General features: G+C 67.8%; 11 protein-coding genes and 1 tRNA gene. 3 read left to right on the top strand and 9 right to left on the bottom strand.

The genetic code is table 11. The annotated features are described in order from the left end of the window. Positions 1-7: 7 nt before the first annotated feature. Positions 8-310 carry a hypothetical protein gene (locus tag A5782_RS09520; RefSeq protein ID WP_067098484.1) on the top strand — a complete coding sequence of 101 codons (303 nt, stop codon included), beginning with the start codon at positions 8-10 and terminating at the stop codon, positions 308-310. Between the two features lie 71 nt (positions 311-381). Here A5782_RS09520 and A5782_RS09515 read toward each other — a convergent pair whose 3' ends face one another. Continuing rightward, positions 382-1299 carry a YgcG family protein gene (locus tag A5782_RS09515; protein WP_067098483.1) on the bottom strand — a complete coding sequence of 306 codons (918 nt, stop codon included), beginning with the start codon at positions 1297-1299 and terminating at the stop codon, positions 382-384. Between the two features lie 219 nt (positions 1300-1518). Here A5782_RS09515 and A5782_RS09510 point away from each other — a divergent pair, with 219 nt between their 5' ends. Together A5782_RS09510 and A5782_RS09505 are read left to right on the top strand one after the other, a co-directional pair. Next, complete coding sequence (locus tag A5782_RS09510; protein WP_067098482.1) at positions 1519-2925, top strand: aldehyde dehydrogenase family protein; 1407 nt, start codon at positions 1519-1521, stop codon at positions 2923-2925. Positions 2926-3028: 103 nt separating this feature from the next. Then, positions 3029-3102: transfer RNA gene (locus tag A5782_RS09505), tRNA-Cys, on the top strand. Positions 3103-3216: 114 nt separating this feature from the next. Here the strand turns inward: A5782_RS09505 and A5782_RS09500 are convergent. The 8 genes from A5782_RS09500 to A5782_RS26075 all read right to left on the bottom strand — a co-directional run bounded on the left by A5782_RS09500 (position 3217) and on the right by A5782_RS26075 (position 10202). Then, positions 3217-3603: a YchJ family protein gene (locus tag A5782_RS09500; RefSeq protein ID WP_067098480.1), complete on the bottom strand. Its 387-nt coding sequence runs from the start codon at positions 3601-3603 to the stop codon at positions 3217-3219. A gap of 20 nt (positions 3604-3623) precedes the next feature. Then, complete coding sequence (locus tag A5782_RS09495; protein WP_067098477.1) at positions 3624-4370, bottom strand: hypothetical protein; 747 nt, start codon at positions 4368-4370, stop codon at positions 3624-3626. After that, positions 4367-5335 (bottom strand): VWA domain-containing protein, encoded by a 969-nt coding sequence (locus tag A5782_RS09490; protein WP_067098474.1) that lies wholly within the window; start codon positions 5333-5335, stop codon positions 4367-4369. The genes A5782_RS09495 and A5782_RS09490 overlap by 4 nt, the downstream gene beginning before the upstream one ends. Beyond that, entirely contained in the window at positions 5332-6318 is a 987-nt protein-coding gene (locus tag A5782_RS09485; RefSeq protein WP_067098471.1) for a hypothetical protein, read from the bottom strand. Before A5782_RS09485 ends, A5782_RS09490 begins: the two co-directional genes overlap by 4 nt. Next, the gene (locus A5782_RS09480) at positions 6309-6782 is read right to left on the bottom strand and encodes a hypothetical protein (protein ID WP_067098468.1); all 474 of its coding nucleotides are present in this window, start codon (positions 6780-6782) and stop codon (positions 6309-6311) included. The genes A5782_RS09485 and A5782_RS09480 overlap by 10 nt, the downstream gene beginning before the upstream one ends. After that, the gene (locus A5782_RS09475; protein WP_067098465.1) at positions 6772-7650 is read right to left on the bottom strand and encodes a DUF58 domain-containing protein; all 879 of its coding nucleotides are present in this window, start codon (positions 7648-7650) and stop codon (positions 6772-6774) included. Before A5782_RS09475 ends, A5782_RS09480 begins: the two co-directional genes overlap by 11 nt. A 17-nt stretch (positions 7651-7667) precedes the next feature. Then, positions 7668-8669: a MoxR family ATPase gene (locus A5782_RS09470; protein WP_067098462.1), complete on the bottom strand. Its 1002-nt coding sequence runs from the start codon at positions 8667-8669 to the stop codon at positions 7668-7670. A gap of 156 nt (positions 8670-8825) precedes the next feature. Beyond that, on the bottom strand, positions 8826-10202 hold the full coding sequence (locus A5782_RS26075; RefSeq protein ID WP_156623868.1) for a hypothetical protein: 1377 nt from the start codon (positions 10200-10202) through the stop codon (positions 8826-8828). Between the last annotated feature and the right edge of the window lie 88 nt (positions 10203-10290).

Genomic DNA, 10290 nt, shown 5'->3' with positions numbered 1-10290 from the left:
AAGACCCTTGACGACCCCCAAAACCGCCTGCAATCGTTCGGCGAGGGACCATGACACACGCCTTCGGCTGGGCGCCGATCTCCGCGTCATCCTGTGCGACGCGGACGACGCCACCCTGGTCGCGCGACTCGAGCGGCGCGCCACGGAACAAGGTGTCGTCTCGGATGCGCGGATCGAGCTGTGGCCCGAGCTGCGAGCCGCGTTCACGCCTCCCGATGAGTTGCCGTCGGTGCTGCGGGTCGACGCGACGCGGAATTTGGAGGAGACCGTCGAACGGGCGCCGGCGCTGCTGCGCGCTTCCTACCGCTAACGGACGCGCGCGTGATGCTCCACACACCAAAACGCCTGCGGCTCAGCGGTCGCCGATGTCGACCCCACCGATCACCGCGTCGCTGCGCCGCCTCGTCGTCGTGGCGTGCGGTGCGCTGCCAGGACGTCGGCGTTGGCCAGCGTTTGCGCCTGAGCCGCCAGGGTCGAAGCCCTGTTGGCGTAAGCGATTGCTTCGGCGTCATTGCTCGTTCCTTTGCCGTGCGCCGCTGCCAAATGTCGTTTCGCGTCGTCGAGCCGGGCCTGCGCTTCGGAACCGATGTTGGCGCGATGCCTCGCGATGTAGTCGGAGATTTGGCGCAATCTGCCCTCCGCGGTGGACAACGCCTGCGGCAACGAATGATCGCCCTCAATGGCCACCTGCCCACCGCCAGTGCTGGCGTGCCGGCGGCGGCGTGCGCGAAACAGCAGGAAGAGCAGCGCGATGACGACCACGACGACAACGACGCCAATCGCGATCGGCAGCCAGCCCGATTTTGACGAGCTGGCCGGCTTTGGCGGACTCGCCGATTTGTCCAACCCGTCAGCCGCCGCGACCGCCACACCGCCCCAGTCTTTAGCGCCCAGCACGGGCTCAATCTGGTTGCTGCGCAAGCTGTTCAATTCGGCCGACGTCATACCCTGCACCTGCGGCGGCACACTGAAGGCGTACAACTTGATGTTGGTGGCCACGGCCAGCAACACGTCGTGGTCGCCCATCCCGCTGGCGCTGCGGGTCCGGTCGGCCCAGTTGTCGGGTTTGAACCTGGAGAAGTTGTCGACGTAGACCACCCACAGTTGGATGTGCCGGTCGCGGTAAAGCCGGTCGAGCGCCGAGCCGACCGCTGCCCGGTCCGAAGCCGTCAGCACCCCGGTGCTGTCAGTGATGTGGTCGGTGAGCTTGGCCGGCGGCTGGGCGCCGGCCGGGGTTGCCCACAGCAGTCCCGCCGTGAGGATCGTCAGGACCACACCGAACAGACGAACAACCCGCATACGGGTAAATCTAGCCGTCATCTCGTGGTTTCGGGCAGGGGTATCACACCGCGACCAACAATTCATGACTCCCTCTCCAGCACCCCGGTGACCAGCAGAATCGACTTGTGTTTTACACCCGGGCATGACCCGCACGCGTACTGGACACCATTTGGTTAAGCGCGTAACCTCTGTCGCGCGACGACAGCATTTCCCGCGAGCGAAGGGCCATGAGGAACATTGAGTAACACCATTGCGGTCTTCAACCCGTCCAACGAGGAGCAGATCGCGGAAGTCCCCGATTCCGACCAGGCGGCCGTCGACGCGGCGGTGGCCCGGGCACGCGAGACCTTCGAGTCCGGTGTGTGGCGCAAGGCGCCCGCGTCGCACCGCGCGAACGTCCTCTTCCGCGCCGCGCGCATCATCGAAGAACGCACCGACGAGCTCGCCGCGCTCGAAGCCCAGGACAACGGCATGAACACGACGGCCGCGCGTCACATCATCCCGGTGTCGGTGGACATGCTGAAGTACTACGCCGGCTGGGTCGGCAAAATCCACGGGGAGTCGGCCAATCTGGTGTCCGACGGTCTGCTCGGTACGTGGGAGACCTACCACACCTTCACCCAGCTCGAGCCGGTCGGCGTCGTCGGCCTCATCATCCCTTGGAACGGGCCGTTTTTCGTCGCGATGCTCAAGGTCGCGCCCGCGCTCGCGGCGGGTTGCAGCGCGGTTCTCAAGCCCGCCGAAGAGACGCCGCTGACCGCGCTGAAGCTGGAGGAGATCTTCCGTGAAGCGGGTCTGCCCGACGGCGTCCTGAACGTCATCACCGGCTACGGCGAGACGACGGGCGCCGCGCTCACCGCACACCCGGACGTCGACAAGATCTCGTTCACCGGGTCGACGGAGGTCGGGCGGCTGATCGTGAAGGCGGCCGCGGGAAACCTCAAGCGACTGACGCTCGAACTCGGCGGCAAGTCGCCGCTGATCATGTTCGACGACGCCAACCTCGACAAGGCCATCATGGGCGCGGGCATGGGCCTGCTCGCCGGGTCGGGGCAGAACTGCTCCTGCACTTCGCGCATCTACGTCCAGCGCGGCATCTACGACAAGGTGGTCGAAGGCCTCGCGGGGTTCGCCCAGATGCTGCCGATGGGGGGCAGCGATGATCCCGATTCGGTGCTGGGGCCGCTGATCAGCGACAAGCAGCGCAAACGCGTGGAAGGCATCGTCAACGACGGTGTGGCCGCCGGCGCGCAGGTGGTCACCGGCGGTAAGCCGATGGACCGCAAGGGTTACTTCTACGAGGCAACGATCGTCACCAACACCACACCGGACATGCGGCTCATCAAAGAGGAGATCTTCGGGCCGGTGGGCTGTGTGATCCCGTTCGACGACGAGGACGAGGTGATCGCCGCCGCGAACGACACTCACTACGGGCTGGCCGGGTCGATTTGGACCGAAAACCTCAGCCGCGCCCATCGCGTTGTGAATGAGCTTCGCGCGGGCCAGATTTGGGTGAACTCCTCGCTCGCGGCGGACCCCTCGATGCCGATCAGCGGCCACAAGCAATCGGGTTGGGGCGGCGAGCGCGGCCGCAAGGGCATCGAGGCTTACTTCAACACCAAGGCGGTCTACATCGGCCTCTGATCGGCTCGGCGCCGGGTTGTTGCCGCACTGCCGGTCAACGAAATGATCGGGCCGAGGAAAACTCTGGGCTATAGCTGCGTGCGCTGGCAGGGTAGCGACTTGTGCGGGTGTGGCTGAGTGGCTAGGCAGCGGCCTGCAAAGCCGTACACACGGGTTCAAATCCCGTCACTCGCTCCAAGAAGGCCAGGCCTCTAGACGGGCGAAGCAGCGGCGGAAGTCAGGGCAGGGCGGGCGGAGTCACGCGGAATGTCTCTCCGGCCGCCCGCTTGACGTCTGCGTTGAACGCGTCGGCTACGAATCTTGCGCGACCGCGTCGAGGTAAAACCATCGGCCGGCGCGGCGTTGGAAGCGGCTGCGCTCATGCAGACTGCCGGGGCGGCCCGCGGACTCGAACCGGGCAGTGAATTCCACTTCCCCCAAATCGTCGTCTGGACCACCCGCGACGATGTCGCTCACGTCGAGGCCGGTCCAGATGATGCCGGGATCGACGGTCACGTCGGCCGGTCTGGTGCGCGGATGCCATGTGCGGAACAGATAGTCGACGTCACCATAGGCGAATGCCGAATACCTCGAACGCATCAACTCCGCGGCCGTGCGGGCCTGCAGCTCGCCATCGTGTAAAGGCCCGCAACAGGTGCGAAAGCCTTTGTCGCTGCCACAGGGACACGGTTCGTTCATGTCAAGAGCCTGACAGAGCCCTACGGTGACTCCCCCGGCGGCGCGGCGCCCGCCGCGTCCTGCAGTACCTGCTGCAACTTGTCGAGCGGGTCGCCGCCGGCCGGGTCGAGCCGGCGTGGCGGGATCTCCCGGCCGTCAGGTGTGACAGTGACCAGCGGCGGCGGCGGTGGAGGTGGCGCCGCCGGGGGCGGTGGCGGTGGCGGCGGTGGTACCGCGGGCGGCGGCACATTGAGTCCAGCCCTCTTGGCTGCCAACCGGTTCGCCGCGTCGTCGCGGATGGCGCGCCGTTGCGGGTCGGGGTCGCTGTTGCCGAAGAAACAGGCGTGGGGCGCGGCGTCGACGACCGACAGCGCGCTCACATAGCGTTCGTCGGCGCGTGCCCGGTCGCCTGCCGCGGCGGCCCGGTCGCCCTGGGTTTCGCGGACCAGTTCGAGGTTGACGCGTACTGGGCAGGAGCGTGCGGCATCGGTTCGGGCAAGCGCGGCCGAGAACTGAGCGTCGGCATCCTCAAGCCGGCCGTCCAGCACGGCGGCCGCGCCCGCGGCGAACGGCGCATTCGCCGGTTCCACGACGTTGACCACGCCGAGGACCGCCGCATCGGTGCGCACCGCGTTTCCGTCGCCGCGGGTGAAGGAGGACACGGCCGAGTTTCCCGCCACTACAACGGAAACCAGTTTGACGATGACCAACAGCGCGACGACGGTCAGCGGGGCCGAGTAGATCAGTAGCCGTCGCCGCAACCGCAACCGCACCGGTCTGCGCGTCACGATGCCAGGTCCCGCCGTGCGATGCGGCCGCGTCGGAACTCGCGGACCGAAAGGTAGATTTCGGCGAGCAGCAGGCCTGCTGCGAGCAGCGCGGGCAACCAGTACAGCTCAGTCCGGTCGGTGGCCTCGACGCGGTGTGGCGCCTCGGGCAGGTGGGGTTGGAAAGGTTGGCCGGGATCCCGGTGTAGGTAGGGCACGTTGAGTTGCCCGGCGATTCGGTGCAATTCAGGTTCGTTGATCGCGTCGTCGCCGCCGTAACCCAGCACCGCTCCGCCGCCCACCGACCCCCGCGTGAGGTCGAAGTCGCCCTGCGGAGTGCGCGAACCGGGCGCACCGGAACCGAAGTACAGCACCACGTTCCGCGAACCAGGATATTGCTGTGTTGCCTGGATTAGCTGGTATCGCAACACGGATCCCGCTGCTGCGGCGTTGATGTCGGCACCGCTTTGGCCGGAGCTGAGAGCCGCGATGGTTGGACGCAGACTCCAAACATCGGCGGACAGCGGCCAATCCAACGAGGCCCGCTCGGCGAAGGAAACCAGCGCGTATCGTGCCGCCGGGTACTGCGTGATCAACGCCGCGATGTCGTCGCGCATCCCCGCGGTCCGCGGCTCGCCGGTGCCGTAGTCCTCGACGGCCGAACGATCGACGATCAGGAACACGTTCAGATTCTCGCCGGCGACGGCCTTAGTGCCCGTGTGGTTTTCGTCGTCGCGAAATCCCGGACGGGTGCTGGCCACGATGAGTAGCAGCACCGCCAGGGTCACGCCACTCCAGCGCAGCACCGCGCGGCGACGACGAAGCCCCGCCGTCGGTGACGATGCGGGCCGAGCAACGGGCCGCTGAGGAACCGAAGAATCCGAGTTCGACACAAGCACCCGCCACAGCGCCACCGCGCGGGCCAGGACAAGCGCACCGATGACGACCGCGAGGATTGCCCAGGGCAGCAGAGGCTGAAACGTCATCGGCGCAACACCAATAGGGCCACCGAGAGCAGGGCTGCCGACAGCAGCGCGATCGCCAGGGGTACCACAGGATCGTCCTGGAAGTCCGCTGTCACGACGGTGCCGTCGGCTCTGCGCGCCGGCGGAGCGTGCGCCCGAATCTCGTTGAGCGCGGTGGTCACCGATTTCGAGCCCGACGCGAAGTGCCGGCCGCCGGTCTGATCGCTGAGCGCGACCAGCGACCCGCTCGCGGGCGACGGGGTTGTGTCAATCACATTGACTTGGGCCCCGGCCCGCTCGGCCAGGTTCCGCACACTGCCGTCGGTGAACAGCGCGGCACGCTGCTCATCGGCGGCGCGAAGATCTGAGGGCCCGAGATAGATGATCGACCGACGCTGCGTGGTGCGCTGCTCGTCGGTGGGGAATCCTGAGAGACAGAGCGCCAGAACATCATTCACACTTGCGGCGTAGTCGGTGTAGGGCACCGGCGGGGCGAACGACGCCGACTGAGCCGACTGAGCCGTCTGCGCGCCGGCGTACTCGCCGAATCGCGCTGCTGCGTACTGGTGGTCGCGCGTCAGCGGCACCAGACGGCGGTTGACCGATGTCAGGCCGATGCGTTGGGTCTGGGGCGACGTGGCGGCCTGGCGCGCGAAGTAGTCGAGCAGCTCGGCCGTCGACGCATCGGTCACCGGCTGCCCGACGCACAGCATGATGTCCTCGGGGTGAGCGGCGTCGAAATCGTTGCTGGCCACGGTCGGACGGGCCGCCGCCCACGTTGCGGCGCCGAACATGACCGTCAGCACCACCAACGTCACGATTGTTGACAGCGAGCGCAGCCGGGCCACTTTCGCGTACTCGGGCAACCGGGTCAGCCGGGCCACGTTGGCCAACGGGCGCAGGCGCCGGCGAGCCGCGGTCATCGGTAGCAACGCCGCCAACGCCACGACTGCGACGAAGCCGGCCGATCCGGTGGCCGCTATCGGCCACCACTTCAGGTCCACGAGAGGATCAACTCCTGCGCCCGGGCGCTCACGTCGTCGACATCGATTTGCGTCTCGGCGTTGAATTGCCCGTCACCGAGCTGGGTCAGCAGCGGCGCGGCAGCGGCCAGGTTCCCCTCGGCCACAACGGCGAGCTGCAGGTACTGGGCACGCTCGCCGGTCATTTGATGCAGGAAGCTCCGCACCGTCCGGCTGATCGCCGCACACGCCGCCGGAGCCGATATCTGACCGGCATCGTGCTCGTCGGCGATGTTCTGCACGCAGCGGGCGAACCGATTGCGGATCAGCCAGGCGTGCATTCGCCGCACGACGGGGATGCGCCGCAAGCGTTGCGACGGCAGCGTCCACACGAAAACACCTGCATACCAAGCGATGACGGCGACCATCAGCAGCAGGGCCAACCACAGCCACCACGACGAGTACGGTTGCGGGCCGAATACATGGTGCAGCAGATCATCCGGCACGAGCGGCCACCTCGGTCAGGCGCACGAGTTCGCGTCGAATATCGTTGCTGCCGGGGATAATCGCGTGCGGAATCGCGTGGGCGGTCAGGAACGCGTCGAGGCGGTGGCGGCGGGTCTGTTCGGCCCGGCGATATGCGGCGACGACCCGCGGGCCGAGGTCGGCACCATTCAGGACGAAACGACCGGTGGCGACGTCGTACCCGTCGGCGTTGTCGGGACCCACCGCGGGCATGTCCGACACCATCGCCCACATGATGTCGTGGCGCCCGCCCAGTTTGGTGAGCACTTCGCTGAGCCGGTCGGCCCCATGCTCGTCCAGGTCGGGCTCGTCGGACACCACAATGATGAGCATGGTGTGCCGGTAATGGGTTGCGACGTAGTCGAGTTGGGCGGTGACATCGCTGCGGCCGGGCCCGGTCGACGTGTGTTGGTACCAGCGGTGCAGAAGTCCCTCGATGTGCGACTCGCCGCGCTGCTGCGGGATGTTCACACAGCCGCGGCGGTCACCGTAGACCATCCCGATCTGATCGGATCGCCGTAGGCCGATCAAGCCCACAGCACCCATGACGTGCGCCGCGACGTCGCGTTTGTACTCTCCGCTCGGGGCGAGCGCCGACATGTTGCGACCGGCATCGGCGACGAGCAGGATCTTGTGATGCTTTTCGGAGACGAACCGCTTGATGAGCACGCCGCCCGACCGCGCGGAGGCCTTCCAATCGATGTCGCGCACGTCGTCGCCAGGAACATACGGACGCAGATCGTCGAATTCCATGCTGCGCGTATGCAATAGCGCGTAGCGGCCACCTTCGAGCAGACCGCGGGTGTCGGTGCCGAAGTGCGCCTTGGCCCGGTTGAGGTGCTTACCCAAGACGACCGTCTGGCACCTTAGGGGACCCTGACGGCCCGCAACGCGGCGTCGACCACGACCTCGGGGGTGATATCGGCGCTGGCCGCTTCGAATCCGAGGATGAGCCGGTGTCGCAGCACCCGGTGCGCGAGCTTCGCGATGTCCTCCGGCAGCACGTGCGCCCGACCCGTTAACACCGCCTGCGCCCGGGCCGCCTTGCAGAACGCGATCGTGGCGCGTGGGCTGGCGCCGTACTCGATCAGGCGTGCGATCTGCTTGGGCAAGGCCCGCTCGGGGTGACGGGTGACGTCGACCAGCTGGCTGGCGTAGAGCATCAGCGCGCGATCCATGTGGACGTGGCGAACCACCTCCTGCACGCGCAGCACGTCGTCGCGGCTGACCACCGGCGCGGTCGGTTGACCCCTGTCGTAGATGCCGGCGTCGATCCGCGCCATCACTTCCACCTCCTCCTCCGGCGAGGGATAGCGCACGATCTCCTTGAGCAGGAAGCGGTCGGTCTGCGCCTCGGACAGCGGATAGGTGCCTTCCTGGTCGACGGGATTCTGGGTGGCGATGACCAAAAACGGATCGGCAAGGGGGTACACCTGCCCCGCGATCGTGGTCTGCCGCTCCTCCATCGCCTCGAGCATCGCGCTCTGGGTCTTGGCACTGGACCGGTTGATCTCGTCGAGCAGCACGATGTTGGCGTGCACCGGACCCAGTTGGGTGACGAACGAGTTGGTCGCCGAATCGTAGATCTGGGTGCCGATGATGTCGCTGGGCAGCAGGTCGGGCGTGCACTGGATGCGTTGGAAACGGCCGTGAATCGACTCGGCGAGCACCTTGGCCGCGGTCGTCTTGGCCAGGCCGGGCACGCTTTCGAGCAGGATGTGACCGCCCGCGAGCAGGCCGATCAGCAGCGACTCCCGTAGGTCGCGTTGCCCGACGATCTTGGCTGCAAAGGCCTGGGAAACGGCGTCGACGATCCCCCGGACGCCGTCGATTTCACGCTGATCCGGTTGTGTCCGTGCTGTAGTCATACGCCCGCTGGGATACCCAGGTGCTGATTTTCCACACGTCGACGTGCGCGAACGCCTGCGCGCATTCGTTCCCGGTGTTCCCGAGCGTAAGGCCACTGCGAAATTCGACGTGATTTTTCGCAGTGGGCTGACGCTCGTCGGTCTGAAAGAGACCGGCTACGGCCTGTTCCCGTGCGGCGGCCGTCTGGTTTTGGCTTCAGCCTCAAGCCGCAGCCAGATTGCCCGCGCCCGCGCCTCGGCGGCCCGAGCTTGGGCTTCGGCGGCTTCTGCTCCCGCCCAGATCTCGGCGGCCCGAGCGCGGGTTTCGGCGGCTTCCGCGCGCGCCCGCGACTCGGCGGCCAGGGCCTCGGCTTCCGCGGCTTCGGCGCGCGCCCGCTCCCGCGCCCGCGCCTCGGCGACCAGCGCTTGGGTCTCGGCAGCTTCTGCGCGCGCCCGCGACTCCGCGACCAGGGCTTCGGCTTCGGCGGCTTTTGCGCGCTTCCGAGCATCGGCGGCAAGCGCCTCGGTTTCGGCGGCTTCTGCCCGCTTCCGCGATGCGGCGGCCGTCGCTTGCGCTTCGGCGGCTTCTGCCCGTTTGCGCGCCTCGATGGCCAAGGCTTCGGCTTCGGCGGCTTTTGCGCGCGCCCGCTCCCGCGCCCGGGCCTCGGCGATTAGGGCTTCGGTCTCGGCGGCCTCTGCGTGCGCCCGCGCCTCGGCAGCCAAAGCTTCGGGTTCGGCGGCTTTTGCCCGCTTCCGCGCTTCGGCGGCCAGGGCTTGGGCTTCGGCGGCCTTGGCCTGTTTCCGGGCTTCGGCGGCCAGGGCCTGGGCTTCGGCGGCTTCTGCCCGCTTGCGCGCCTCGGCGGCCAGAGCTTCGGCGGCCGCGGCCTCTGCACGCGCCCGCTCCCGCGCCCGCGCCTCCACAGCGAGCGCTTCCGCTGCGGCGGCCTCTGCCTGGGCCCGCGCTTCGGCGGCCACCGCTTCGGGTTCGGCGGCCAACGCTTCGGCCGCGGTGGCTTCTTCCTTTGCCCGCGCCTCGGCGGCCAGCGCTTCGGCTTCCGCGGCCAGAGCTTCCGCTTCCGCGGCCAGGGCTTCGGCTGCGGCCGCGTCTGCCCGCCCTCGCGCCTCGGCGGCCAGCACTTCGGCTTCGGCGGCCAGGGCCTGGGCGGCGGCGGCTTCTGCGTGTGCCGCCGCGTCGGCTTCCACCGTCAGACGCGGCGGCTGCTGCTTGGACTGCGTCCTGGGTTGGTTGACGAGCGCCTGGCGGTTCGGCTTCTTGGCGCCGGCCGCGGCCCGCGCCTTTTCAGCCACTCTGTACGGGCCGGCCAAGAAATCAATCAATATCAAAGCCACGCCGGCCAGCAGCGCCAGCGGCAGCGCCACGGATGGGCGCGTGACCATCCCCCAGATGCCGGCGACCGTCAACGGCGCCGCGAACAGCACCGCGGCCCCCGGATAGCGACTGCCGAGTTCGAGGATCGTTGCGGGTACCGCGGAAGCCCGCGCGACCAAAGGGAGCCGATCCGGCCGACTACCGACGACTTCCTGAGATCCCACGATCCCTCTCCTTCACGGAGATGCTGGCACATAAGAGTACTGCGCAGAGGGTCGCGGCGCTGGCTTAAATGTTTGTGTCTCGGGTAGC

This window comes from Mycobacterium sp. 852002-40037_SCH5390672 (assembly GCF_001665875.1).
Taxonomy (GTDB): Bacteria; Actinomycetota; Actinomycetes; order Mycobacteriales; family Mycobacteriaceae; genus Mycobacterium.
The sequence above is the reverse complement of the archived record's forward strand: the minus strand, read 5'-3'. Positions and strand labels throughout refer to the sequence as shown.

Coding starts and splice junctions, on each gene's coding strand:
- A5782_RS09470 (WP_067098462.1), bottom strand. CDS start 8,669: ATGACTACAGCACGGACACAACCGGATCAGCGTGAAATCGACGGCGTC.
- A5782_RS09490 (WP_067098474.1), bottom strand. CDS start 5,335: ATGACGTTTCAGCCTCTGCTGCCCTGGGCAATCCTCGCGGTCGTCATC.
- A5782_RS09500 (WP_067098480.1), bottom strand. CDS start 3,603: ATGAACGAACCGTGTCCCTGTGGCAGCGACAAAGGCTTTCGCACCTGT.
- A5782_RS09515 (WP_067098483.1), bottom strand. CDS start 1,299: ATGCGGGTTGTTCGTCTGTTCGGTGTGGTCCTGACGATCCTCACGGCG.